The organism is Serratia sp. NA_112.1, assembly GCF_052691715.1.
In genome coordinates this window covers 175,919-199,731 of the sequence record NZ_JBQZFO010000007.1, presented here as the reverse complement: position 1 = coordinate 199,731, position 23,813 = coordinate 175,919, and the positions used below count along the sequence as shown (strand labels likewise).

Annotated in this window: 21 protein-coding genes and 2 pseudogenes; 9 read left to right on the top strand and 14 right to left on the bottom strand. The window is 52.7% G+C overall.

The window, feature by feature from the left end:
* Positions 1-94: 94 nt before the first annotated feature.
* From brnQ to ACUTQ5_RS15740, 6 genes are all read right to left on the bottom strand, one after another.
* A complete protein-coding gene (gene brnQ / locus ACUTQ5_RS15765) occupies positions 95-1,414 on the bottom strand; it encodes a branched-chain amino acid transport system II carrier protein (RefSeq protein WP_445652023.1) in 1,320 nt (439 codons plus the stop codon).
* A 97-nt stretch (positions 1,415-1,511) separates the two neighbouring features.
* The gene (locus ACUTQ5_RS15760; protein ID WP_445652022.1) at positions 1,512-1,817 is read right to left on the bottom strand and encodes a hypothetical protein; all 306 of its coding nucleotides are present in this window, start codon (positions 1,815-1,817) and stop codon (positions 1,512-1,514) included.
* Positions 1,818-2,063: 246 nt separating this feature from the next.
* The gene (locus ACUTQ5_RS15755) at positions 2,064-2,219 is read right to left on the bottom strand and encodes a LuxR C-terminal-related transcriptional regulator (protein ID WP_445652021.1); all 156 of its coding nucleotides are present in this window, start codon (positions 2,217-2,219) and stop codon (positions 2,064-2,066) included.
* Entirely contained in the window at positions 2,158-2,649 is a 492-nt protein-coding gene (locus ACUTQ5_RS15750) for a hypothetical protein (protein WP_445652020.1), read from the bottom strand. Before ACUTQ5_RS15750 ends, ACUTQ5_RS15755 begins: the two co-directional genes overlap by 62 nt.
* 258 nt (positions 2,650-2,907) lie before the next feature.
* Complete coding sequence (locus tag ACUTQ5_RS15745; RefSeq protein ID WP_445652019.1) at positions 2,908-3,387, bottom strand: hypothetical protein; 480 nt, start codon at positions 3,385-3,387, stop codon at positions 2,908-2,910.
* Positions 3,388-3,393: 6 nt separating this feature from the next.
* A complete protein-coding gene (locus ACUTQ5_RS15740) occupies positions 3,394-4,194 on the bottom strand; it encodes a winged helix-turn-helix domain-containing protein (protein ID WP_445652018.1) in 801 nt (266 codons plus the stop codon).
* Between the two features lie 418 nt (positions 4,195-4,612).
* Here ACUTQ5_RS15740 and ACUTQ5_RS15735 point away from each other — a divergent pair, with 418 nt between their 5' ends.
* The 8 genes from ACUTQ5_RS15735 to fbaA all read left to right on the top strand — a co-directional run bounded on the left by ACUTQ5_RS15735 (position 4,613) and on the right by fbaA (position 15,251).
* On the top strand, positions 4,613-5,170 hold the full coding sequence (locus tag ACUTQ5_RS15735; RefSeq protein ID WP_445652017.1) for a fimbrial protein: 558 nt from the start codon (positions 4,613-4,615) through the stop codon (positions 5,168-5,170).
* Positions 5,171-5,305: 135 nt separating this feature from the next.
* Positions 5,306-7,837: a fimbria/pilus outer membrane usher protein gene (locus ACUTQ5_RS15730; RefSeq protein ID WP_445652016.1), complete on the top strand. Its 2,532-nt coding sequence runs from the start codon at positions 5,306-5,308 to the stop codon at positions 7,835-7,837.
* On the top strand, positions 7,837-8,559 hold the full coding sequence (locus ACUTQ5_RS15725; protein ID WP_445652015.1) for a fimbrial biogenesis chaperone: 723 nt from the start codon (positions 7,837-7,839) through the stop codon (positions 8,557-8,559). The genes ACUTQ5_RS15730 and ACUTQ5_RS15725 overlap by 1 nt, the downstream gene beginning before the upstream one ends.
* The gene (locus ACUTQ5_RS15720) at positions 8,556-9,794 is read left to right on the top strand and encodes a hypothetical protein (protein ID WP_445652014.1); all 1,239 of its coding nucleotides are present in this window, start codon (positions 8,556-8,558) and stop codon (positions 9,792-9,794) included. The genes ACUTQ5_RS15725 and ACUTQ5_RS15720 overlap by 4 nt, the downstream gene beginning before the upstream one ends.
* Before the next feature lie 44 nt (positions 9,795-9,838).
* Positions 9,839-10,342 carry a fimbrial protein gene (locus ACUTQ5_RS15715; RefSeq protein WP_445652013.1) on the top strand — a complete coding sequence of 168 codons (504 nt, stop codon included), beginning with the start codon at positions 9,839-9,841 and terminating at the stop codon, positions 10,340-10,342.
* Positions 10,343-11,801: 1,459 nt separating this feature from the next.
* Positions 11,802-12,818, top strand: coding sequence for an erythrose-4-phosphate dehydrogenase (gene epd / locus ACUTQ5_RS15710; RefSeq protein WP_445652012.1), 1,017 nt, complete (start codon positions 11,802-11,804; stop codon positions 12,816-12,818).
* A gap of 77 nt (positions 12,819-12,895) precedes the next feature.
* Positions 12,896-14,056 carry a phosphoglycerate kinase gene (gene pgk, locus ACUTQ5_RS15705; protein ID WP_445652011.1) on the top strand — a complete coding sequence of 387 codons (1,161 nt, stop codon included), beginning with the start codon at positions 12,896-12,898 and terminating at the stop codon, positions 14,054-14,056.
* Between the two features lie 115 nt (positions 14,057-14,171).
* Positions 14,172-15,251 carry a class II fructose-bisphosphate aldolase gene (fbaA, locus tag ACUTQ5_RS15700; RefSeq protein WP_012146646.1) on the top strand — a complete coding sequence of 360 codons (1,080 nt, stop codon included), beginning with the start codon at positions 14,172-14,174 and terminating at the stop codon, positions 15,249-15,251.
* A gap of 56 nt (positions 15,252-15,307) precedes the next feature.
* Here fbaA and ACUTQ5_RS15695 read toward each other — a convergent pair.
* Positions 15,308-16,007 (bottom strand): annotated as a pseudogene (locus ACUTQ5_RS15695) (DUF1345 domain-containing protein).
* A gap of 193 nt (positions 16,008-16,200) precedes the next feature.
* On the opposite strand from ACUTQ5_RS15695, the gene mscS reads away from it, so the two are divergent.
* Positions 16,201-17,067, top strand: coding sequence for a small-conductance mechanosensitive channel MscS (gene mscS / locus ACUTQ5_RS15690; RefSeq protein ID WP_445652010.1), 867 nt, complete (start codon positions 16,201-16,203; stop codon positions 17,065-17,067).
* A gap of 237 nt (positions 17,068-17,304) precedes the next feature.
* Here mscS and ACUTQ5_RS15685 read toward each other — a convergent pair whose 3' ends face one another.
* From ACUTQ5_RS15685 to ACUTQ5_RS15655, 7 genes and pseudogenes are all read right to left on the bottom strand, one after another.
* On the bottom strand, positions 17,305-18,654 hold the full coding sequence (locus ACUTQ5_RS15685) for an MFS transporter (RefSeq protein WP_445652009.1): 1,350 nt from the start codon (positions 18,652-18,654) through the stop codon (positions 17,305-17,307).
* A gap of 41 nt (positions 18,655-18,695) precedes the next feature.
* Positions 18,696-19,394, bottom strand: a complete 699-nt coding sequence (locus tag ACUTQ5_RS15680; protein WP_445652008.1) for an RluA family pseudouridine synthase — start codon at positions 19,392-19,394, stop codon at positions 18,696-18,698.
* Positions 19,395-19,820: 426 nt separating this feature from the next.
* Complete coding sequence (gene araD / locus ACUTQ5_RS15675; RefSeq protein ID WP_445652007.1) at positions 19,821-20,522, bottom strand: L-ribulose-5-phosphate 4-epimerase; 702 nt, start codon at positions 20,520-20,522, stop codon at positions 19,821-19,823.
* On the bottom strand, positions 20,516-21,376 hold the full coding sequence (locus ACUTQ5_RS15670) for an L-ribulose-5-phosphate 3-epimerase (RefSeq protein WP_445652006.1): 861 nt from the start codon (positions 21,374-21,376) through the stop codon (positions 20,516-20,518). Before ACUTQ5_RS15670 ends, araD begins: the two co-directional genes overlap by 7 nt.
* Position 21,377: 1 nt before the next feature.
* A complete protein-coding gene (ulaD, locus tag ACUTQ5_RS15665) occupies positions 21,378-22,034 on the bottom strand; it encodes a 3-keto-L-gulonate-6-phosphate decarboxylase UlaD (protein ID WP_445652005.1) in 657 nt (218 codons plus the stop codon).
* Positions 22,031-23,512: an FGGY-family carbohydrate kinase gene (locus tag ACUTQ5_RS15660; protein ID WP_445652004.1), complete on the bottom strand. Its 1,482-nt coding sequence runs from the start codon at positions 23,510-23,512 to the stop codon at positions 22,031-22,033. The genes ulaD and ACUTQ5_RS15660 overlap by 4 nt, the downstream gene beginning before the upstream one ends.
* A gap of 35 nt (positions 23,513-23,547) precedes the next feature.
* Positions 23,548-23,676 (bottom strand): annotated as a pseudogene (locus tag ACUTQ5_RS15655) (MFS transporter); the annotation flags it as partial.
* Positions 23,677-23,813 lie beyond the last annotated feature (137 nt).

Below are 23,813 nucleotides of genomic sequence, written 5' to 3'. Positions count from 1 at the left end.
GCTCTCCCTCTGGAGAGGGTGACGGCCATTCAGGCAATATTAAATATATTGCACTTATCAACCCGGCATTGTAACGATGCCGGGTTTTTTTATATCAGGACATCGTTTCGACACGGCGCGGGGTGCGGAATCGATCGCCGAACGCTGCCAGTAGCAGCACCAACAGCGTGGGCAGCAGCCATATCAGCCCCTGATCCGCCAGCGGCAGCTGTTCAAACCAGGCCGGCAGCAGGCTGCTGAAGCTGGAGGCTTTTATGCCGTCGATCACGCCAAACAGCAGGCTGGTGGCGACCACCGGCATGAAAACGCCTTCGGCGCTGCGCCAGCGGCTTTGGCTGAAGCTGAGAAGAACCAGCGCGATGCAGGGAGGGTAAATCGCGGTCAGCACCGGGATCGACAGGCGAATCAAATTCGCCAGTCCGAGGTTGGAGACCAGCATAGCGAATACGGCCAGAATCACCACCAGCGTACGGTAAGACAGTGGCACATGGCGGGAGAAGAAATCCGCACAGGCGCAGGTCATGCCTACTGCGGTGACCAGACAGGCGATAAACATCAACAGGGCCATAAACAGGCTGCCCAGATCGCCAAAGGTGTACTGCACGTAAGCGCGCAGGATCGCCGCGCCATCCTGTTCTCTGGAAACCAGGCTGCCGCTGCCCGCGCCCAGTTTGAACATGCAGATATAAACCAGCGTCAGTCCGATGCCAGCAATCAGACTGGCCCACAGGGTATAGCGCATCAGCAGCCCCCGATCGTAGACACCACGCGAACGTGCGGCGGTAACAATAATCGAACCGAACATCAGTGCCGACAGCGTGTCCATGGTCAGATAGCCCTGAACGAAGCCAGTGGAAAACGCGGCGTCCTGGTACCGGCCAATGGCCGGGATCGGTGCACCGGCCGGCCACATCAGCGCGGCGATGCCCAATGCGGCCAGCGCGATGATTTTCAGTGGTGCCAGAATATGGCCGACGTTATCGAGCAGGCGTCCGGGATACAGCGAGATAATCATAGCCAGAGCGAAGAACAACAGGCTGTAGATTAACTGCGGCAGGGCGCCGTCACCGGTAAAAGGGGCGATGCCCAACGTGAAAGAGACGTTTGCGGTGCGAGGCGTGGCGAACAGCGGCCCGAGAGCTAGATAGCAGAGAGTCGCCAGTAGCAGGCCAGCCCGGTGGCCGATCGGGCCGGTCAACAGGCTGATGCTGCCGCCGACACGCGCCAGAGCAATCACGGCGATCACCGGGAGGGCGACGGCGGTGATCATAAAGCCCAGCGCGGCCAGCCACAGGTGTTCGCCGGACTGCAGGCCCACCATCGGCGGGAAAATGATATTGCCGGCCCCCACAAATAAGGCGAAGGTCATAAAACCTAGGGCGATAATGTCTTTCGGGGATAAATTCTTGGTCATAACGGTATGGTACTGCCTGTATGCATGAAATAAACGACCTGGCTGCGGATGGAGAACTGCAGAGGGCAGGCGTGCGGGGCTGAGGGCGCCCGCAAAACTATCGCCGGGCAGGATATAATAATTCGGCGATAAAAACTTGATTAATACAGTGCTGCTTATTCTGGTGTGGATCGGCCGCACATGATGAATCATGGCGGCCGGCCCGGCACTTCGCATGCGCCGCCATGTCTATCGACAGCGGGGTTTCGATATGCGGCTGAAAAGAATCAGGCGCGAAAGAGACGCGACCGTCTTCAACCGGTTTACGGGTGAAAAAGATCAGCAGATCGCCGGGCCGACGCACATACCCCACATCTATCTGTGCATCTCCTCGGCGCAGCCCAACCTGGGGCTGATGTTTCAATCTTATTCCCTGAAACGGTATTTGAGAACGTCGCTTACCCGCTGAAGTTGCATGTACTTGGGCGATCAGTGGGAAGATTTGTTTTACACGGTAGCAGAGGACTTTGTGGTTCGGGCCTATGGCACAGAAGTCTGTGGCCAAGAGATGTGTACCCTGTCTCTGCCCGCGGTGATAACGCAGGGCGCAGAGATCGCCCTGCGGACAATGAGATGCACTTAGCCGTGCAGTTGCGCGACCCGGCGGCAATTACCGGCTCAGGTTTAAAGTTAAACCGCTCTGCAGCAGCCAGTGAAACAATTCACTGTTACGGGGGAAGTTTAGTTTCTGCATTGCTGAGCGTTTATGTGAGTGCACGGTTTTCACTTTCAGTTGCAGAATACACGCCGCCTGAGACTGGCTCATTCCTTGCCGCAAATAATACAAAACCTGGCGTTCCCGTTCGCTCAGGCTTTGGCGATGGCAGGCTGGGCAATACTGCGCCCTTTTTTGTGGTAGAGCAGTTTAACTGCATGGCCAGTTTTACCATCCCCAGTATGTCATCGATGTTTTGGTTACGGTAGAGCGTACTACTAGGCGGAGTAAACTGCCTTTCAGCTTTATCACGTATCACAAAATAGAGCGGTTGAGGCGCGTCAGCAGGAAGGCGCCGGCAGATGTCAGTTTTTTTACCCTGATACAGCGCCTGAAAAATGATGTTTGGCTTCTTGCTGGAGTAACCGCTAAAAAAATCAACCTGAGTGCGTATATCGGTAAAGTACTCAATCAGTGCGTGCAGACCTGTTAAGAAGTAACTATTGTGCTCGTTTAATGAGATGAATACCTTGTTCTTCATGGTCAAATTCCATTTAGTGTTGTGCCTATTTCAGCAACTACCGAGAAGATCGTGTGGGGGTGTTATAAATACAATGCGTTAACTATGGAGATGAATTTTATGCATAATATATTATACAAATGCTATTAATTTACCAAGCTAACTCAATTAATTTCAATGTATTAGGATTTAATTTTGAGGGTTTAATTTTTTCTGGCTAGTTGTTAGGGGGAGAGATAAATTATGGCAGCAGCTCAGTGGTGGGTGTAATATACAGTATTAGGCCTGCTTTATGCAGACTAGGAACGGATTGCTAAATCCCCGAATCAATAAGGCGTTATGGAATAAAGGAACTAATTCAGTATAAATGTCAACGAGTTCAACCTCCGGCATGACATACTTTTTCCAGAGGTAGTCCGGTGTGCTGTCGGCGGGGTGGACTTGTACATGAGTGAATTGAACATTGTTACCCCCTTTTATTTCTGATGGCATGATGGTGAAGGAGGTATTGCGATCCAGCAGATAGCGGGTATTATTTTCTTTGATCGAGCCGATGATGTAAAAAATGCCGGATTTTGAGGAGGAAAATATGATGGTGACACTTACCTTAAGCACAATGTTACTTTTTGCTTTCACCTGTAGTGACACTTGCTGAGTATCGCAGCGGAAAGATTTTCTACTCTGATAATGAACGTTGAAGTACCAAAGGCACACCAGTATGATGGTAAGGAGTAACGCTGCGCCAATTATTTTTTTCATTTTATTTTACTCAAGGATTTTAAATACTTTGCAATGCTGATAATCGCCTTCCGTCTGGTCTTTTTGACAGGCAGCCAGAAAAGCTATCTTAAATAGTTCGTTATCGGGGTGCTCTTCAGTATAAAAAATGTCTTGCCTGACCAGTTCGCAATCCAGTTTTTCTGACTCCAGTATCTTTTTTGCTCTGAGCTCTGAGTCAGGGACGGGGTTTTTTTTGATGGAATAAATATCACATTGTTTATAGTAGCCAATCAACTTAAACGGAGTTGCCGATGGCCAGAGAAGCAAAGTCTGGCCGACGATACCCAAGAGAGCTATCAGAGCCAGGATTGGTATCACCATGGTTTTTGTTATCAATTTTTCTGGCATCACCAGTGGGAGAGGGCAAACGGTTTCTTTCTGTTTAAACGCCACCACTTTCTCAGGTTTCGTCGCCACTGGTTCCGCTTTTTTTATCTTGGCATCAGCTTCCTGTTTTGGAACGGGATGAATATTTGCCTCCATTCTATACCCTACTCTAGGTTGGGTTATAATGATCGGCCTCTCTATTCCCAGGCTAACAAAAGATTTCCTCAAGTCACTGATGCAGTTGTTTAAGCTGGCGTTGGAAGGGGGGAAACCATAATCCTCCCACGCATTTTTCAGTAACGAGTCACGGGATAAGTTATCCCCACTGTTTTTGATAAATTCATTAAGCACGCGGCAAGAGGGGTTTGAGAGCTCAATCGCCGTTTGATTATTATTATTTAACGCGAGTGTTCGATGCTCTGGATCGAAGACAACGATTAAGTTTATGGTGTATTTCATTTGGTAATCAAAGCCCTGACTGCTGTTTGTAAGATAATTTTTCTTATCGGAATAATATTTATTTTTAATTTTAGGAGGAATCTAAGTTAAGTGTGCATAGCGAGTCAAGTGTGAATTAAAAATTAATTTTTAACTGATGTTTTCTTTGGTTTTTAGTTAGTTATAAATGTTGTTCTTCTGCTATTATTTTGCTTAAGTTGGCTTTTAAATTTATAAAAATTCATTTTTTAGAATTAATAGCTAATATTTTGCCTTTGTTTGGATTAATTTGCTGTTGATAGGGTTTGGTCATAGTATTTAGCGGGTCGCCGACAGAGGTGCATCAGCCGCCAGGTGATGCCCTCAAGGTATAAGGTAATGCGATATTCAAGAGCGGCGGCAACAATAGTATAGGAAAACTTCTCAAGGAATTTATGCAATGAAAATGAAACTTCGCACACTCGCTCTGACCACGCTGACAACTGCAATGTTATCAGGTTACGCCTTCGCTGACGTTCCTCCAGGTTCTCAGGGGAACGGTGAAATCATGTTTAAAGGCTCTGTTATCAAAGCGCCTTGCGGCTTGGCTCCTGGCCAGGATGGCGACAACCAGAACATCAATCTGGGGCAAATTGCCGATGCACAGTTGAAGACTGTGGGTTACAGCGCACCGAAAGAGTTCAAAATCAAATTGATTGGCTGCAGCTTTGATCCTGCGGCTACGGCAGAAACCAAGGTTAACGTGCGCTTTGACGGTATGTCTGTTGGTGCTGCCAACGGCTTCCTGGGCGTAAGTGGTGATGCCAAAGGTGTGGCTATCCGCCTGCTGGATGCGGCTAACAAGCACGTTAAAATTGGCGCGACCTCAGACAACTACAGCCTGCGCACTGGGGATAATATCCTGCAATTCTCTGCTCAGGTTGTGGCGTTGGATGGAGAAGATATTAAGGCCGGTACCTACGACGCGCTGACTAACTTCTCACTGACTTATCTCTAAGCCTTAATATCTTAGAGTAACATCCCAGTGCCAAATTACCGCAGAGAAAGGTAATTTGGTGCTGTCTCTTATTTAGAAAGGGTAATCACTGACAGGCCTTTTTCCACGTTGTTGCCTTAATGGGTTAATATATTTATGGATGATAAAAAGAAATACTCATTTATTTCTACCGTTATTCTTTGCCTCATCGCGATTGATTCGGCTAAAGCCGATGGTGATAACATTGAGTTTGAAACCAGAGCGCTTGAATTGCGTGATAATAATAATATTAATTTGAGTAATTTCTCTCGCCCTGATTATATCCCTGAGGGAGTCTATCCCCTATCATTAAAAATCGATGACCGGGTTATCAGCAGTGATAACTTTAGCGTTATCACTCTGGAGGGTAAGAGTCAGATCTGTTTTACTCCCCAAACCATAGAACAATTCGGCTTTAAAGAAACACCATTGGCAGAGCTGATAAAACGTGGCGCGCCCGGCAAACCTGATTGCCTGTTGATTGCCGGTTATAAAGGGATAACGGCCCGTATCGATCGCGGCAAGAGTGATCTATTGGTCAGCATTCCCCAAGCGTTGCTCAAGTACAGCGATCCGGACTGGACGCCACCGGCACAGTGGGACGATGGTATTTCCGGCGTATTGTTTGACTACACATTGAATGGCAATAAGTATCAGGGTCGTAATACCAGCAATAGTGCATTTTCCAGTTACGGTACCCTTGGCGCGAACTATCAAGGCTGGCGCTTGAGAAGCAACTACCAGACGTCGTTGTATAGTAGTGGTTATGGCAGTAACCAACATCAGTTTAAGACGACGACGGTTTATGTCGCTCGTGCGCTTAAAGAAGCAGGGGCGAATCTGACGATCGGTAAAAGCTACTTCCAATCCGACGTTTTTGATTCGATCAATTACAGTGGCGTGGCGATCGGTAGCGATGACCGTATGTTACCTCCTGCGCTACGTGGTTATGCCCCGCAATTGACTGGGGTAGCTAACAGCAATGCCCGAGTTACCGTGACTCGCGGTGACAGCATTATCTATGAAAAGATGGTTCCACCCGGTGAGTTCGTTATCCAGGATCTCACTGATGCCACTTCTGGCCAGTTGAAAATGACCATCCGTGAGGAAAACGGTGAAGAGCGGGTTTCTACCATAGCAACCTCGAATGTGCCTTTCCTTACCCGCTCTGGTCATATTCGCTACAAGGGGATGGTGGGGCAAATGAACCAGACCAACGGCTCAATCAAACCGTTATTAGCTACCGGAGAAGCTTCCGTTGGTGTTTTTTCCGGCGGTTCAGTGTTTGGTGGCGTATTGCTAACCGATGAGAATTATTATGCCCTGAATGGTGGGGTAGGTTATGACATGAATACCTTGGGGGCGATCTCCGTTGATATGACGCACGCCAGTTCTCAACTGGCTCATCAAACCCTGAAGGGCGAGAGCTACCGTTTTAATTACTCCAAAGTGTTCGACAGTATTGACAGCCAGATCACTTTTGCTGGCTACCGTTTCTCAGAGAAAAACTATCTCTCGTTAGATAACTTTGTGGCGATGAAGGTATCACCTGATTTTACCTCCACCAACAAGGAAAGTTATAACCTGGTTGCCAGCAAGAACTTCCGGGATTTAGGGATATCGGTTAACGCCATCTATAACCGTCAAACCTATTGGCAGGACGTCTCTGACAGCAACAGCTATGGCCTGAGCGTCGCCAAATCTTTTGATATTGGTAGCCTGAAAAACGTCAATGCCTACGTTTCGCTTAACCGTACTGAGTATAAAACCAGCTTTGCCTCGCAAGAACAGAAGAATAACAACGCCATCTATTTCAGCTTGAGCATACCGTTAAATTCGCAATCCTATCTCAGTACCGCGATGCGGGTCAGCAATGGCCACGCTTCGCCGAGTGCCACTTACACCAATAATTCAGACCCTGACAATATCTGGTCAATCGGCAGTAACTCTTCGGGATCTCTGAGCAATAGCAACCTGAATGGCAATATGGTTATGAACCGAGATGCGTATTCCGCGACGCTAAACACCTCCATGGGCAGCCAAGACTACTATTTGGGGGGCAGTATCAAATCGGGTATTACCGTTACCGAGCACGGCTTTGCCGTACACCGTGATGGTTATGCTGGCAATACCCGCCTGATGGTGGATACCGGTGGAATTGAGGGGATTTATGTCGGTGGCCGGGGGAATAACAACGCGATGCCAACCAATGCCAACGGCATCGCGGTGATCAACAACGTGCCTGACTATTACCGCACCAACTACACCATCGATACCAACCAGTTGCCCGATGATGTCGAGAGCACTAACCCGAACATCCAGATGGTATTGACCGAAGGGGCGATCGGATATCGTAAGTTAAACGTCTATCGCGGTATCAAGGCATTGATTAAATTGACTGACTCGCAAGGTCGGGCCATTCCTTTCGGTACCACGGTAGAAGAAAACCGGGAGCGACGTCAGGTTGGTGTGGTCGGCGAAAATGGTGAAACCTATATTTCCGGCATTGGTGCGCAGGCTCATCTAACTGTGCTGAATAAAGACGGCCAGCGCTGCTTGTTTACTCTTCCTACCCAGGGGCTCTCTTTATCTTCTGCCTTGCCTATCACTTGCCGTATTGATTCACCCTCTCAAGGAACTTCACAATGATGCATAAATCACTTTCTGCTGGATTGGTCAGCGCGTTGCTGTTTCTGTTTGCCGGCTCGGCACAGGCAGCAATTTCTATTGACCGGACCCGAGTTATTCTATTAGGAGATGAGAAGTCATCTCCGGTAAATGTCATCAACCACAGCAAAACATTACCCTATCTGGCACAGACCTGGCTGGAGAATGAAACGGGTGAGAAAATTAGCTCGCCATTAACCGCGCTGCCGCCGCTGCAGCGGGTAGAAAAAGACAGCACCGTGCAGATACGCGTAACGCCTCTGGCTGATGCCGCACGTCTGCCACAGGATCGGGAATCGCTGTTTTTCTTTGTTTTACAGGAAATCCCCCCCAAGTCGGATAAGGCTAATGCGATCCAGCTAGCGTTGCGCATCAAGGTGAAAGTCTTTTACCGCCCAGCTTCCCTGAAGCCCTTGGCCGAGAAAGTCTGGCAGGACGAAATCCGTCTTGAGCCAGGCCGCCAAGGTTTGAAGCTGGTAAATCCCACGCCGTTTTTTGTCATTCTGCCGGATGTGATGGCGGGGAAACGTACGTTGTTGGCAGAGGATGAGGCTATTACTCTCAGGCCGAGAAGTGAAGTCACGCTGGCTAGCATCAAGCCGCAAACACAGAAAGTCACGCTCAAATATATCAATGATTATGGTGCTTACCAGCCCCTGAATTACAGCTGCACGGTGACAACCTGTGTGCGGGATAAATCATGATGCAAAACGGTATATTTTCTCTCTTACAGGGCAAGGTTAAATATCTGCTGGCGGCCGCCTTGTTGGCGTTAGGCTCTCTGTTCAATACGGCGTTGGCGGAAGAGGATCTGATGGCTTGCAAATGGGATAACCTCACCGGCAATTTTATCCGTCCGGAGATAGGCTTCCGTAATGTTATTGATCCCTTTATCGAAGAGAAAAGCGAAAAATACGATTGTGATCAGAACGGGAACAACTGTCGTTACCGCAATTATTGGAACATTCCCAACCGCACTTATACGATAACGGCTACTGCTGCCGTAACCTGCATTAATGTTGGGAATAAATCTGGACCCGTAAAATTTTCTTTTGAGAAAGCGGATTTTGCTAAATCCGATTATTATAAAAATGTGACGATGCGTATTTCGGGGGCCGGTTCGCTGTATTTATCCAGTATGGAGAATATGGCCGGTGGTACGACTAGAAATTGGACAGATGGCTCTTTGGCGCCCTGCATGAGTAACTGCAATAGCGTGACTAATGGTTCACCACGGTATTCCAAGACGCTGCAATTCACCTTTACCGTTCAACCGATCAAGAGCAGAGTTGATGATTCAAAGAAGCCTGGCTTTGATCGTCCCAATTTCTTGGGAGATATCTGGGTGCATTCCGCCAGTAATGATCCAAGCAGCAGCTATGTGAGTTCTGGCACCAGTATTCCGAGTATCTGTGGGCTTGAGGATTCGAGTTTGGGTGGTTGCAGGGCGTCCGGCGGCAGTGGCAGCTCCGGCCCGCTTAAACCGCCGATCCCGCCGTGTACCTTAACCATTACCACCCCGGGCGTCGTCGAATTTCAGCCGATCTCGTCTGACGATTTAAGCCGTAATAGGGTAAGGATGGAAGACTTTACGTTGACCGCGACCAAAGGGCCGGTTCAGTCGCAGACCTGTGTTGGCAGCACGTATAATCTACCCGGCACTATCAAGACCGAGGGGGGGTATTCTATCAGCAGTACCTTCTGGGGCATTAATCACTCCAGCGGTTCGCCACAGGGAATTGGTTTGAAACTCTTTGATCTGGGTAAAGGTAGTTATCTACAGTTCAATCATACCTACCCGTCATTTATCGCCAATATTTACAGTATGAGTGAAACCAAAAGGATCCGCGCCGAGATTGCGGCTACCACCAACGATCTGAAAAGAATCAAGGATGGAGAATATAGTCAGGTATTGATTTTTGAAGTCAAGATGCCTTGATTGCGAACGGGGGCCTTCTGGTTCCTCGTTATTTGGAGTGAATGATGAAAAAACTGATTTATTTATTATTGCTCTCTGCGTCGTTGGCGAATATGGCGCAGGCTGAATTGGTAGCCAGCAGCAGGACGATATTCAAAGGCCGTATCACTATTGCCACCTGCAATATTGTTGTGGGTGATGACAATCAGACGGTTTACCTGGGGGAGATATCTACCGCAGAGCTGGATACCAAAGGGCAATCTACCCCGGTCCCGTTCACGATCCGACTGTATGGTTGCAATACCGCAGACAAGATCGTCAAAACCCTGTTTGATAAAACCGGTAAAGGGGCGATTGGGTCAGTGATCCCGGTTGATGGCGTTAGCGGTGTGGGGCTAAGCCTGCTCGACGGTGCTGGTAATCGGCTGAATTTTGGCAAAACTTCTGGCGGGCAGAAGATCCAGGGTGGAGATAACGTGCTGCTTTATTCTGCCTATATGGTAAAAACCGGTACGGTTCAACCAGGGAGTTTTTCGCGTTTGCTGCATTACACACTGTCTTATGAATAGACGGTGAGCTAACGTAAAGGGGCGCACAGATTGTGTAATGCCGGTCAGTTAAGCCTGACTGGCATTTTTTTATCCAATCTCTGTTCGCTCCGTGCAGGAAGAATTGCCGTAAAAACCCTGCATTTCTCTGCTACTGCAATGAACGGCAATGAGATGGGCCGAAGGCCCAGCCCCTCCACCCGCGCCTTCACTTAACCCCCCTCTGTCCTGCGGGAATGACTCGGCCCGTCCTGGCCGGTTACCCCTGACAACGCCGTCTTGCTCAGCAGCCGGTGATGCGCGTCCAAGGTCAACACCCGAATCTGCCGCCACCGGGCAACGTGTCCCCTCAGTTTGATATTGCGTTATGGAAGACAGTGAAAATAGTGAGATGAGCAGGGTGTCGGGTGCCCTTGAAGACGCCGAACGCAGGAGGACAGGCAGGGACGCCTGTCGTAGCTGGCCGTGATGCGCTGTGCCGGAGGGAGGACAAATCTGCCTGGAGCAGATTTGAACGCTGCTTGCAGCAGCCCCGAAGGGGCGAGGCCCAGGGATGGGCTGAGTAACGTTGGCGCAGCCAACCGGTTGATAGGGCAAAGGCGCGGGTTGCAAGGGACCGCGGCCACGGCCCCTTGCTCGGTCGAGGCGCGTGAGCTTAATGGTACATCTCATCTTCCTCGACCGAAAACTTCACGAACGCCTGCAGAAAAACGCTAACTGACAAGCATTACGCACAGATTGTGCCCTTATTGTTATGGTTATAGCTGAGTCAGTTTTTTCACTTCCAGACTCACCGCAGGTATTGTGGAAAGACATCGCCATATGCTCTTTCAGCGTTTGCTCTGGGGGGACGATAAACACGGAAGCATCTGGATAGTCCTGCGCTTCATGTCAATCATATTGGATGCAACCCGGCTCGGAACGGCTTGGTACGATCATGGTGTGTTGTCTGCCGCAGCACGGTGTTCTGGCATGGTTTTGCTTTGGATGACTACTTTGATTTCACTCATTTTGGTTACTTGTAAATAACATTAACCATAAAAAGAAAGAGAGTTAAGCCCATTGGCATTTGCTTCACCCAACAAACTCAGGGTCTATTAGGGTTGAGTTGGCGTTAGCGGTAAGTCATTTGTGCATTCGCATTCAATTCTGCTTGGCAGGATTGAGGGTAAAAATGTGCGCTAGATCATCTTATTCTCGCAAAGTACTGCACAGTTGTCAGGCGAACTGCGGCACCTGTTCCTTTTGGCAAAACTTTGGTTTATGCTCGGCTGAAGCGTTTCAGTTTTGGCTGTTTTCAACAGAAACGTCGGAGTGAGGCTGGCGAAACAGCGCTGGGCCGAAGGAATAATGTGATGCGACGATTCACAGCGGGTGGTGCGCTAACGTACTCTATGCGGGTTATTCAGATACCCCAGTCAGCGCCCTCTCGATCACGGTGAACACGCCCGGTGGGAGAAGGCCCTTTTTCAGGAGCAGCATGACAATCCGCATAGCGATAAACGGCTTTGGCCGCATTGGCCGCAGCGTTTTACGCGCACTGTATGAATCGGGACGACGAGCGGAAATTTCCGTGGTGGCGATCAACGAATTGGCGAACGCCGAGGGGATGGCCCACCTGTTGAAATACGACTCCAGCCATGGCCGCTTTGCCTGGGATGTTCGCCAGGAATGCGACATGCTGACCGTCGGGGACGACACCATTCGTTTGCTGCATCAGCCGGCGGTGGAACAACTTCCCTGGGGCGAACTGGGCGTCGATGTGGTGCTCGATTGCAGCGGCGTGTACGGGAGTCGGGCTGATGGCGAAGCCCATCTGGCGGCAGGGGCGAAAAAAGTGTTGTTCGCTCATCCTGGCGGTAACGATCTCGATGCTACCATTGTATTTGGGGTCAACCATCAGACGCTGCTGGCGGAACACCGTATCGTTTCCAATGCGTCATGCACCACCAACTGCATTATTCCGGTGATCAAGCTGCTGGACGATGCCTACAGCATCGAATCGGGCACCCTGACCACCATTCACTCTTCGATGAACGATCAGCCGGTGATAGATGCCTATCATCAGGATTTGCGGCGTACCCGTGCGGCGAGCCAGTCGATTATTCCGGTCGACACCAAGCTGGCCGCTGGCATTACCCGTATTTTTCCGCAGTTTTGCGATCGCTTCGAAGCGATTTCGGTACGCGTGCCAACCATCAACGTGACGGCCATCGATCTCAGCGTCAGCGTCAGTTCGGCGGTGAAAGTGACAGAGGTCAACCAGTTGCTGCAATTGGCCGCACGGGGATCATTTCGTGGTATAGTTGACTATACAGAATTACCATTAGTCTCGATCGATTTTAACCATGACCCGCATAGCGCTATCGTCGACGGTACGCAGACTCGGGTCAGCGGTCAGCACCTAATCAAGACCTTGGTCTGGTGTGATAATGAATGGGGCTTTGCCAACCGGATGTTGGATACAACACGGGCAATGGCCGCAAGCGGTTTCTAGTACGGTAGCATTGGCATGACCGATGCGCCGCCCAGGCAACTTTATAGTTTCTAGAGAATCAACCAAGAGGGTTCACCATGTCTGTAATTAACATGTCCGATCTGGATCTGGCCGGTAAACGCGTTCTGATCCGCTCCGATCTGAACGTTCCAGTGAAAGACGGTAAAGTGACTTCCGATGCACGTATCCGTGCCTCCCTGCCGACTATTGAAGCTGCGCTGAAACAAGGCGCCCGCGTAATGGTAACGTCCCACCTGGGTCGTCCTACCGAAGGCGAGTACAACGAAGAATTCTCCCTGCTGCCTGTGGTCAACTATCTGAAAGAACACCTGAAAAGCCCGGTTCGTCTGGCTAAAGACTACCTGGACGGTGTTGAGGTTGCAGAAGGTGAACTGGTGGTGCTGGAAAACGTCCGTTTCAACAAGGGCGAGAAAAAAGACGACGAAACCCTGTCCAAGAAATATGCTGCACTGTGCGACGTTTATGTGATGGACGCCTTCGGTACTGCGCACCGTGCGCAGGCTTCCACCCACGGCGTGGGCAAGTTTGCACCTGTCGCCTGTGCGGGCCCACTGCTGTCTGCAGAACTGGAAGCCCTGGGTAAAGCGCTGAAAAGCCCGGCTCGCCCAATGGTTGCCGTGGTTGGCGGTTCTAAAGTTTCGACCAAATTCGATGTGCTGAACTCGCTGGTGAAAATCGCTGATACGGTGATCGTGGGCGGCGGCATCGCCAACACCTTCGTGGCAATCGAGAATAACGTTGGTAAATCTCTGTACGAACCTGACTTCGTCGATGCAGCGAAAAAACTGCGTGACGAGTTTAAAATTCCGGTTCCTACCGATTCTCGCGTAGGTACGGAGTTCTCTGAAACTGCACCTGCTACCTTGAAAAAAGTCAGTGAAGTCAACGATGATGAAGAGATCATGGACTTCGGTGACGAAACCGCGCTGGCTATGGCCAAGTTGCTCAAAGAAGCCAAAACCATTCTGTGGAATGGCCCGGTTGGCGTATTCGAATTCCCTAACTTCCGCAAAGGGACTGAAATTGTCGCACGCGCTATCGCGGACAGTGAGGCATTCTCAATCGCGGGTGGTGGTGATACGCTGGCGGCTATCGATCTGTTCGGTATTGAAGATAAAATCTCTTATATCTCTACCGGCGGCGGTGCTTTCCTTGAATTTGTGGAAGGTAAAGCGTTACCGGCAGTAGTGATGCTGGAAGAGCGCGCGAAGCAGTAATTCAGACAGCGGGAGGCGAAAGCCGCCCGTTTATTTTATACCGCGCGGCATAGGCGGCGCGGCATGAAAAATCGATTTACATCCATCTACGGCCGACGAAACAGGACAAAGTAACATGTCTAAAATTTTTGATTTCGTAAAACCGGGTGTCATCACTGGTGATGACGTTCAGAAAGTATTCGCAGTAGCTAAAGAGAACAACTTTGCTCTGCCAGCAGTTAACTGTGTAGGTACCGACTCTATCAACGCCGTGCTGGAAACAGCCGCGAAGGTACGCGCTCCGGTTATCGTTCAGTTCTCCAACGGCGGTGCCGCGTTTATCGCCGGCAAAGGCGTGAAGACTGACGTTCCACAGGGTGCAGCAATTCTGGGCGCGATTTCTGGTGCACACCATGTTCATCAGATGGCTGAGCATTACGGCGTGCCGGTTATTCTGCACACCGACCACTGCGCGAAGAAACTGCTGCCATGGCTGGATGGCCTGTTGGACGCTGGCGAGAAGCATTTCGCCGCTACTGGCAAACCATTGTTCTCTTCCCACATGATCGACCTGTCTGAAGAGTCCCTGGAAGAAAACATCGAAATTTGCAGTAAATACCTGACTCGCATGGCGAAAATCGGTATGACCCTGGAAATCGAACTGGGCTGCACCGGCGGTGAAGAAGATGGCGTGGACAACAGCCATATGGACGCATCCTCCCTGTACACTCAGCCAGAAGACGTGGCTTACGCATACGAAAAACTCAATGCGATCAGCCCACGCTTCACTATCGCGGCGTCCTTCGGTAACGTGCACGGCGTTTACAAGCCAGGCAACGTGAAACTGACTCCGACCATTCTGCGCGATTCTCAGGACTATGTTTCCAAGAAATATAACCTGCCGCACAACAGCCTGAACTTCGTGTTCCACGGCGGTTCCGGTTCAAGCGATGCAGAGATCAAAGAGTCCGTAGGTTACGGCGTGATCAAAATGAACATCGATACCGATACCCAATGGGCAACCTGGGACGGCATCCTGCAGTACTACAAAAAGAACGAAGGCTATCTGCAAGGCCAACTGGGTAACCCAGAAGGTGCTGACAAGCCGAACAAGAAATACTACGACCCACGCGTATGGCTGCGTTCAGCCCAGACTTCGATGATTACTCGTCTGGAACAGGCTTTCAAAGATCTGAACGCAGTAGACGTTCTGTAATCTCGGTTAGCTGTTAGCCCTACATAAAGGCTCCCTTCAGGGAGCCTTTTCTATTTCTAGCTCAGCAGGCTGGCCCCGACGTTAATCGACAGCCCCAAAATCACCAGGTTGAAGACAAAGGAAATCACCGATTGCAGCAGGGCGACCTTACGCACCTCGGCCGCGCCGACCGCCACGTCGGCGGTTTGCGAAGCGACGGCAATGGTGAACGAGAAATAGGCGAAGTCCCAATAGGTCGGTTCTTTGAGGTCACCGGGAAACAGCAGCGGCAGCGGATCTTGCTGCGCGCCCTGACGGTAAAATTGATGGGCATAGTGCATGGTGAATGCGGTGGGCAGCAGCAGCCAGGACACCACCAGCGTGGCACCGGTCAGCGCCAGATGCAGTGTTTTCAGCGAGTCGCTGACCTGTCTGGTGGTACTCAGCTCAAACAGAATAGACAGAATACTCACCATGCAACCTATGCTGACCAGCGCCAGCACTTTACTGGCGCTTTCATCCTGCGTGCGCGCTAGCTGGCGGATATGCTTCCTGCGTGCGCGCTAGCTGGCGGATATGCTTCGGCGTGCTGACCAGCATCAACCGCCAGAGAAACAGCAGATAGCACCAGGCCAGCAGGTTCCAGCCGAGCATCAGGCGTTGCAATTGACCGAGCCTGTCCGGTAGCAGCAGGTAGCACAAGATGCCCGCTGCGACGGAAAGCAGCAGTCTGGGGCGAACCTGCCAATAGTGTTGAATCGACGACGGCATGTGCATGACGGGCGAAGTTCCTTATCGTTCCAAAGGCGATAGCGCTCTATTCAGCATAGAGGAAGTTCGGCGATTTTTACCGCTTACGGTTGGCATGCTGTGGGAATGTTAGTTAACCTAGTGCGGTGGTTTCCGACTGACGCCAGATGTCAGTTTTTTTGCGAGTTTATCCCCTTAGGGAAAAGTTAGGACGACACGAATGAAAGATCTGAATGTAGTAGACGGCATTAATGGTGCCGGTAACTGGCTGGTGCAGAACCAGGATTTATTGATTCAGTATGCGGTGAACATCGTCGCGGCGATTGTTATTTTCATCATTGGTTCGATCATTGCACGGGTAGTGAGCAATGCGGTAAACCGCGTGATGAAGTTACGCGGCATCGATGCCACGGTAGCCGATTTCCTGGCGGCCATGGCGCGTTACAGTATTTTGGCCTTCACCTTTATCGCGGTGCTGGGGCGCGTTGGCGTACAGACCACCTCGGTGATCGCCGTGCTGGGTGCTGCCGGTTTGGCCGTCGGCCTGGCGTTGCAGGGTTCGCTGTCCAACTTCGCTGCAGGCGTGCTGCTGGTGGCCTTCCGTCCACTGCGTGCCGGTGAGTATGTCGATCTGGGCGGCGTAGCCGGTACCGTCGACCAGGTGCAGATTTTCTCCACCACGCTGCGCACCGCAGACAACAAAACCATCGTGGTACCGAACGGTAAAATCATCGCCGGCAACATCATCAACTATTCCCGCGAGCCGAACCGCCGTGTGGATATCGTGGTTGGCGTGGCTTATAACGCCGACATCGATGTGGTGAAAAAGGTACTGGGCGATGTGATCGCTGCTGACAAGCGCATCATGCACGCCAAAGGCGTGACCGTGCGTCTGAACGAGATGGCACCTTCTTCACTGAACTTCGTGACCCGCTCCTGGACCACCAATGCAGAGTATTGGAACGTGTACTTCGATCTGATGGAGAACTTCAAGCGCGCGCTGGATGCCAACAATATCGGGATTCCGTTCCCGCAGATGGACGTTCATCTGTATCGCAATGATGCGACCACCGCGAAAGCGGAATAATTGAAAGGGGCCTTGGCCCCTTTCAGACTGATGACAAACCTCATACCTGCCCAGAGCGAGTAGAGGCCGATAAATAAAAATCAGGAAAATCAATTTATTGATTTTCGGCTGCTCACCACAAAGCAGGAAAAACCACGCTTTTTCCTGCTTTGTCAGCAACCTAAAAGGGGCCTTGGCCCCTTTGTTATTACAGGCCGAGACGAGATCACTAAGATGGGTCTCGGCTTTTTTGTTTGGTCAGTTGGGTAATGCAGATTCAGGCACAGGTGCCCGGCGGTTCAAACTGAGCCGGTAAAGCAGAAAGATGGCGGCTGACCCCACCAACACCGGCAGCGCCAGCCAGATAAAGAACACCTCCGAAGAACCGGCAGCGGCAATCATCCAGGCACCGAGCATCGAACCGACGATGGAACCGAAGCGGCCGCCCGCCATCGCCCAGCTGACCCCGGTGACACGAGCCACAGTGGGGTAGATAGTGGCGGAGACCAGATTCAAGCCGTTCTGTGCGCCTGCCACACCGAAGCCGACAAGGAACACGGCGGCGGCCAGCGTGTAGACCTCCCCCATTAGATAACCGGTAGCGCCGACAACCAGCGCGGCCCCCAGATAGGACAGGGCCAGCACCGGGTAAGGCCCGACGCGATCCATCAGCAACGCCATCAGGATGGCACCGAGAGTCCCGCCCAGTGGCACCATCGCACCAATGCGTGATGCGTGGACGATATCGTAACCGGCATCTTTGAGAATGCTCGGTAGCCAACTGGTGAGCTGGTAAAACACGAACAGCGAGCAGAAGAACGCGGCCCACAGCAGCAGGGTCCGTACTGCACGGCCTTCGGTAAACAGATGGGACATTGGCAACCTGGCCTGCGCTGGGCGCTCGTCATCCAGAATAGTTACGCCCACCCAGCTTTTATCGGTGATACGCTCGACCACCTGACGCAGGCCAGCGGCATGTTTCGGGCTGGAGGCCATAAAGCGCACCGATTCTGGCATCTGCCAGATCAGTAACGGCAGCAGCAATAACGGCGCTATGCCACCCAACATCAGCACGCCACGCCAGCCGAACACCGGAATAATCTGCCCGGCCAGCAAACCGCCCAGGGCCAGACCGGCGGTGAAACCGCTCCAACTCAGGGTGACCATGATCATTCGCCGACGTGCCGGAGAATACTCTGAACTGAGGGTGATGCAGGTGGGCATCGCGCCCCCCAAACCAATGCCGGTGATTAACCGCAGCAGGGTCAGCGACTCAATGGAATGGGTATAGGCCGAGGCCAAAGTCCCCGCGCCAAAGATCAGTATCGAAACCAGCAACACGCGTTTGCGGCCAATGGCATCGGCGACTGGACCGAAGATCAGACTGCCGAGCAGTAGACCGAACAACCCGGCGCCAAAGGCGGGGGATAACTGTGCCGGTAGCAGACCCCATTCTTCACGCAGGGCGGGGGCGATATAGCCAATGATGGCGGTATCAAAACCGTCCAGCAGGACGATCAAAAAACACAGGCTGAGGATGATGATCTGGTAAGGCGAGACCTTGGCGTTGTCGATAATTTCACTGATACGAGCGGTGTTTTGGCTCATGGTAGTTCCACTTAATTAGACCATTACAGATACCTTCACATTCAGAATGGGCTGGCGTTATGGGCTTTGATCGGCTCTTCGGTCATGGGATGAACAAAATGCAGTTCACTGGCGTGCAGCATCAGCCGTGGTATCTGTTCGGTGCCGGGCAGCAGAAGACCGCCATACAGGTCACAGCCCAAAATAGGGTGGCCCAATTGCTGACAGTGGATGCGCAGTTGATGAGTTCGCCCGGTTTCCGGGGTTAGCTGTACCCGCGTCAATGGCAGTGACGTTCCGTCTTCCAACTCGTGATAAAAACGCTCAATGACCCGATAGCCGGAGCGTGCGGGCTTGCCGTGGATGGCGCAAATCGACATCAGCGGGAACAGCGCCGGATCTTTGGCAATCGCGGCGTCTATCACCCCTTCATTGTCGTTCAGATGTCCGCAGAGCAGTGCGCTGTACACTTTGGTTACGCTGCGCTGGCTGAATTGCTGGCAGAGTGCGGCATTGATAGTCTTGTTGCGGGCTATCACCATCAACCCGGAGGTGCCGAAATCCAGGCGATGGATCAGGGTACAGCCGGGGAAAACCTGTACCAGCCGATGATGCACCGAATCCAGATTTTGCGGATTTTTCCCCGACAGGCTGAGCAGCCCGCTGGGCTTGTTGATCAGCACCAGACTTTCGTCCTGATAGAGGAGCGCGATCTGGTCATGGCATGGCGGAGCAATAAAGGTATCGATAATCTTGGGCATCAGGCCAACCGGAGGGAGAGTGGATGCGGATGATAACGAATTTTAAACCGGCTGACGAATTACGACCGTTTTTTGTTTATAGCTGCCTACGGGGTGCCACAGACAGTTTGATATCAGGAGCAGATGTTTCCAATATCATTATGAATTTTATTGAAAATTCTCAATGTCATCACTCCGGAACACCATGGGCAGTTAATTTCGAAGGATGTTTTATTACATGAATAACATTGATAAATCGTCAGAATTTCCCTATTACACCGCACAAATCACCATCCGGTAGATGGCGTTGATTTTTTGCGCCCCTATCAGTATGGAAATTCAGTTTAGACTAAATCGTCATTGGTAACCCAGGCACTTTCTAGCCAGTTTGTCACCAGACGCCTCGCGGCGTCTGGTTATGAGCGTGAGAGTCCCTGCCAACCCAATCTATTGCCCGTAGTAAGCATTCTTGCCATGTTTGCGCAGGTAGTGTTTGTCCAGCAGCGCGGACTGCATGCTGCTGATGCCCGGCGTCAACTGGCGCGAGAAAATCCCCATATAGGCAATTTCTTCCAGCACCACCGCATTGTGTACCGCGCTGTGCGCGTCCTTGCCCCAGGCGAACGGGCCGTGTGAATTGACCAGCACCGCCGGAATGGCGTTTGGGCTGATACCGCGCCGGTGGAAGGTGTCGATAATCACCTTGCCGGTCTCCAGTTCGTAATCATGCGCAATCTCGTCCTCGGTCATCAGCCGGGTGCAGGGAATGGCACCGTAGAAATAATCGGCGTGGGTGGTGCCCCAGGCGGGAATGTCCAGCCCTGCCTGCGCCCAGATAGTAGCGTGGCGTGAATGAGTGTGTACGATGCCGCCGATATCGGCAAATTCACGGTACAGCGCCAGGTGGGTGGCGGTGTCCGAAGAGGGCTTTTTGCTGCCCTCTAGGGGCTGGCCATTGGTGAGGCTGACCACCACCATGTCCTCGGCCACCATGTGTTCATATTCCACGCCGGAAGGTTTGATCACCACCAGCCCGCGTTCGCGATCCACCGCGCTGACGTTGCCCCAGGTGAAGGTCACCAGATTGTGTCGCGGCAGGTCGAGGTTGGCTTCCAGTACCTGTTGTTTCAATTGCGGCAGCGTTAGCATGTCATACCCCCTTGTTGCATTTTTTGTTCGATCCAGCGGCGTGCCTGTACGATTTCGGCCACCGGCTCTTCGGCTTTCTCGGTCCACATCTCGATCAGGAAAGCGCCGCGATAGTTAAGCTGTTTCAGCGTGCGGAATAGCGCGACGAAGTCGACGCAGCCTTCGCCAAAGGGCACGTCGCGGAACTGCCCCTGCGAGCTTTCGGTGACCGGGTAGGTATCTTTCAGATGAATGGCGGCGATGCGGTCAATGCCCAGCGCCAGCTCCAGCGCCACGTCATTGCCCCAGGCGCTGAGATTGCCGACGTCCGGATAGACCGTGAACCACGGCGATGCCAGGCAGGCATCCCAGGCCTTCCACTTGCTGATTGAGTTCATAAATGCGGTATCCATGATCTCTACCGCCAGCATCACCTGGGCGGCGGCGGCGCGTTCGACTGCCCACTGCATGCCTTCGGTGAAGCGGGCCAGGGTGCTTTCGTCCTGCTGTTCGTAATAGACGTCATAACCGGCGAGCTGGATGGTGCGGATACCCACGTCTTTTGCCAGTTGGATCGCCTGTTCCATCACCTCGAAGGCGCGTTGGCGCAGCGTGTCGTCATGACTGCCGAACGGGAAACGGCGGTGGCCGGACAGGCACATCGACGGGATGTTGATGCCGGTTTCCAGCATGGCGCTGACCAGCGACAGCCGCTGTTCCTTGCTCCAGCTCAGGCGTGCCAACCGTTCATCGCTTTCATCCACCGACATTTCGACAAAATCAAAACCGCAGGCTTTGGCCAGCGCCAGACGCTCGGGCCAGGTCAGGTGTTTCGGCAGGGCTTTTTCATAAATTCCCAATGGGTGCTGACGCATATCAACTTCTCCAGATGTCATCAATGACGGTGCGGAACTGACCGGCGGCGGCCAGCGGATCGGCAGCTTCAGCTAACGCCCGGCCGACAATAAAAGCGGTGACGGCGATGCCCTTGAACAGCGGTAAATCGGTCGGGGTGATGCCACCGGTGACCGACAGCTCAATGCCCAGATCCGACAGGGCTTTCATCAGATCCAAATCCTGTCGGCCCCAGGTTTGTCCGTTGGCCTGAGCGTCGCGGCCACGGTGGTAGATCGCCTGGCGGATGCCAAGCCCGCGCCACTGCCGGGCATCATCCAGCGTCCAGTGGCCGAACAACTCAATCTGGATCTCGCCCTGGTGCTGTTGCGCCACCTCCAGCGCGCTGGCCATGGTGGCTATTGGGGCGGCGCAGATCACCGTCATCCAGTTGGCGCCGTGGCTGAAGGCCTGCTGCGCCAAAGTGTTACCGGCATCGGCCACTTTCAGGTCGGCCACCAGCGTATGTTGTGGGCAGCGTTCACGCAGCGCGCTCACCGCCTGAATACCGGCGCTTATGCATAAAATGGTGCCAGCCTCGATAATGTCGACGTGCGGCTGCAGGCGTTCTGCCGTTTGCAGCGCGGCGTCCAGCCGGGTGTGATCGAGTGCCAGTTGCAGACGTGGTTTATTGCTCATAGTGCCTCCTTCTGGATGAATTGCAGCGTGGCTAACAGCGTCTGATAACGGTGATATTTTTTACCGTAAGCCTCTGCTGCGGCGGTGTCCGGCAGCACCCGTTCGATGCGCGGAGCCAACGCCCGCTGGGCAGCAGTGAAATCGCTGAATGCGCCGCTGCCGACCATCGCCGCCATGGCGGCACCCAGGCAGCCGGTTTCCTCCACCTGCGGCAGTTCCACCGGCAGGCCGCTGACGTCGGCAAACATCTGCATCCAGGGGGCTGATTTGGCCGGGCCGCCGGTGACGCGCAGCGCGGTAGCCGCCGGGAAGCGTTGCCGCATGCGGTTAAGGTGGGTCATATGGCAGAACACCACGCCTTCGTAGATCGCCTGTACCAAATGTTCGCGCTGGTGGAAGGCCTGCATGCCGTGAAAGCTGGCGCTCAGGCCCAGCCCGGCGTTGGAGCCGTACAGGAAGGGAACAAACAGCAGGCTGCTGTCAGCCTTCGGCAACGTTGCCACCCAATCGTTGAGCTGGGCGTAGTCCTGCAGCCCCCATTGACGGCAGAACCACTCCAGGTTGGCGGCAGAGGTTGGGCTGGCTTCGTGCACAATGTATTTGCCGGCTTCGGCGTGGCGACCATAAACAAACGGGTGGTCGAAACCTTCGATTATTTTGTCGGTAATGCCGCTGGTAACCGACCAGGTCCCCATCACTGCGTTGAGCTGTGTCTCGTCGTGTAACCCGGCGCACAGTGCGGTGGACACCACATCGAACAGCCCGCCGACCACTGGCGTACCCGCCAATAGCCCGGTTGCCTTTGCAGCGACGGTGTTGATCCGTCCGGCGATTTCGGCCGAACCCACAATCGGCGGCAGGGCGGGCATGATGTCGCCGATGCCCAGCAGCTGCGCCAGCGCCGGGTCATAGCGACCGTCTGCCATTTGGTAAAGATTGGATTCGGAGATATTGGTTTCTTCACAGGCCAACTCGCCGGTCAGACAGTAGCGCAGATAATCGTGGGCCATCAGCACGCTGCCTATCTGGCGGTAGCGTTCCGGCTGATGTTGCCGGACCCAGCGCAGCAGTGACACCGGGTGGCCGGTCCACAACGTTTGCCGGGTCTGCGGATACAGCGCCTGCGGCATGCCCTGTTTTTGCCATTCCTGCACCAGCGTCAGTGCGCGTTGATCGGAAGACAGCATGGCGTTGCCCAGTGGCTGCCCTCGCCCGTCCAACAGAAACGCGCCTTTGCCCTGCGCCGAGATGCCGACGGCCTGAATATCACTGACAGCAATGTTGTTGCGGGCCAGCAACTCGCGGATCACCTCGGCAGCGGTGTGCCATAGCGCAGGCATATCTCGCTCTGCCCAACCCGGTTGGGGCGAGATAATTTCCAGGTTGCGGCGAGCGATGCCCAGCTCCGCACCCTGGCGGTCATACAGCCCGGCCTTGATAAAGGTACCGCCGCAGTCCAGACCCAGCCAATAGTCCATTATCCGGCCCTCGCGCTTTGGTCACATTTGTTCGGTAACATCAACGCCAGCAGGGCGCCTTCCACCAGGAATAGCATGCGCCAGTTCCAGACGGTGATGATCCAGCCGGACAACGGAGCGGTGAGAATACCGGCGATCGGCACGAACTTAGGGATCGCCTGGTTTTGAGTGACAGAAACAGAGGCCGTATTCATATATACACCTGTAGAGTCAGATTTTATTGTTTTGGTTTATTTTGAGCACAGAGGTACCCGTACCGGCCCGCAGACCGGTATTTCCTGTCATTATTCTGTTGCCGTGG

What these genes read in the sequence shown, in the direction of transcription:
- brnQ (WP_445652023.1), bottom strand. Translation starts at nt 1,414, where the DNA reads ATGACCAAGAATTTATCCCCGAAAGACATTATCGCCCTAGGTTTTATG.
- ACUTQ5_RS15755 (WP_445652021.1), bottom strand. Translation starts at nt 2,219, where the DNA reads ATGAGCCAGTCTCAGGCGGCGTGTATTCTGCAACTGAAAGTGAAAACC.
- ACUTQ5_RS15750 (WP_445652020.1), bottom strand. Translation starts at nt 2,649, where the DNA reads ATGAAGAACAAGGTATTCATCTCATTAAACGAGCACAATAGTTACTTC.
- ACUTQ5_RS15745 (WP_445652019.1), bottom strand. Translation starts at nt 3,387, where the DNA reads ATGAAAAAAATAATTGGCGCAGCGTTACTCCTTACCATCATACTGGTG.
- ACUTQ5_RS15740 (WP_445652018.1), bottom strand. Translation starts at nt 4,194, where the DNA reads ATGAAATACACCATAAACTTAATCGTTGTCTTCGATCCAGAGCATCGA.
- ACUTQ5_RS15735 (WP_445652017.1), top strand. Translation starts at nt 4,613, where the DNA reads ATGAAAATGAAACTTCGCACACTCGCTCTGACCACGCTGACAACTGCA.
- ACUTQ5_RS15730 (WP_445652016.1), top strand. Translation starts at nt 5,306, where the DNA reads ATGGATGATAAAAAGAAATACTCATTTATTTCTACCGTTATTCTTTGC.
- ACUTQ5_RS15725 (WP_445652015.1), top strand. Translation starts at nt 7,837, where the DNA reads ATGCATAAATCACTTTCTGCTGGATTGGTCAGCGCGTTGCTGTTTCTG.
- ACUTQ5_RS15720 (WP_445652014.1), top strand. Translation starts at nt 8,556, where the DNA reads ATGATGCAAAACGGTATATTTTCTCTCTTACAGGGCAAGGTTAAATAT.
- ACUTQ5_RS15715 (WP_445652013.1), top strand. Translation starts at nt 9,839, where the DNA reads ATGAAAAAACTGATTTATTTATTATTGCTCTCTGCGTCGTTGGCGAAT.
- epd (WP_445652012.1), top strand. Translation starts at nt 11,802, where the DNA reads ATGACAATCCGCATAGCGATAAACGGCTTTGGCCGCATTGGCCGCAGC.
- pgk (WP_445652011.1), top strand. Translation starts at nt 12,896, where the DNA reads ATGTCTGTAATTAACATGTCCGATCTGGATCTGGCCGGTAAACGCGTT.
- fbaA (WP_012146646.1), top strand. Translation starts at nt 14,172, where the DNA reads ATGTCTAAAATTTTTGATTTCGTAAAACCGGGTGTCATCACTGGTGAT.
- mscS (WP_445652010.1), top strand. Translation starts at nt 16,201, where the DNA reads ATGAAAGATCTGAATGTAGTAGACGGCATTAATGGTGCCGGTAACTGG.
- ACUTQ5_RS15685 (WP_445652009.1), bottom strand. Translation starts at nt 18,654, where the DNA reads ATGAGCCAAAACACCGCTCGTATCAGTGAAATTATCGACAACGCCAAG.
- ACUTQ5_RS15680 (WP_445652008.1), bottom strand. Translation starts at nt 19,394, where the DNA reads ATGCCCAAGATTATCGATACCTTTATTGCTCCGCCATGCCATGACCAG.
- araD (WP_445652007.1), bottom strand. Translation starts at nt 20,522, where the DNA reads ATGCTAACGCTGCCGCAATTGAAACAACAGGTACTGGAAGCCAACCTC.
- ACUTQ5_RS15670 (WP_445652006.1), bottom strand. Translation starts at nt 21,376, where the DNA reads ATGCGTCAGCACCCATTGGGAATTTATGAAAAAGCCCTGCCGAAACAC.
- ulaD (WP_445652005.1), bottom strand. Translation starts at nt 22,034, where the DNA reads ATGAGCAATAAACCACGTCTGCAACTGGCACTCGATCACACCCGGCTG.
- ACUTQ5_RS15660 (WP_445652004.1), bottom strand. Translation starts at nt 23,512, where the DNA reads ATGGACTATTGGCTGGGTCTGGACTGCGGCGGTACCTTTATCAAGGCC.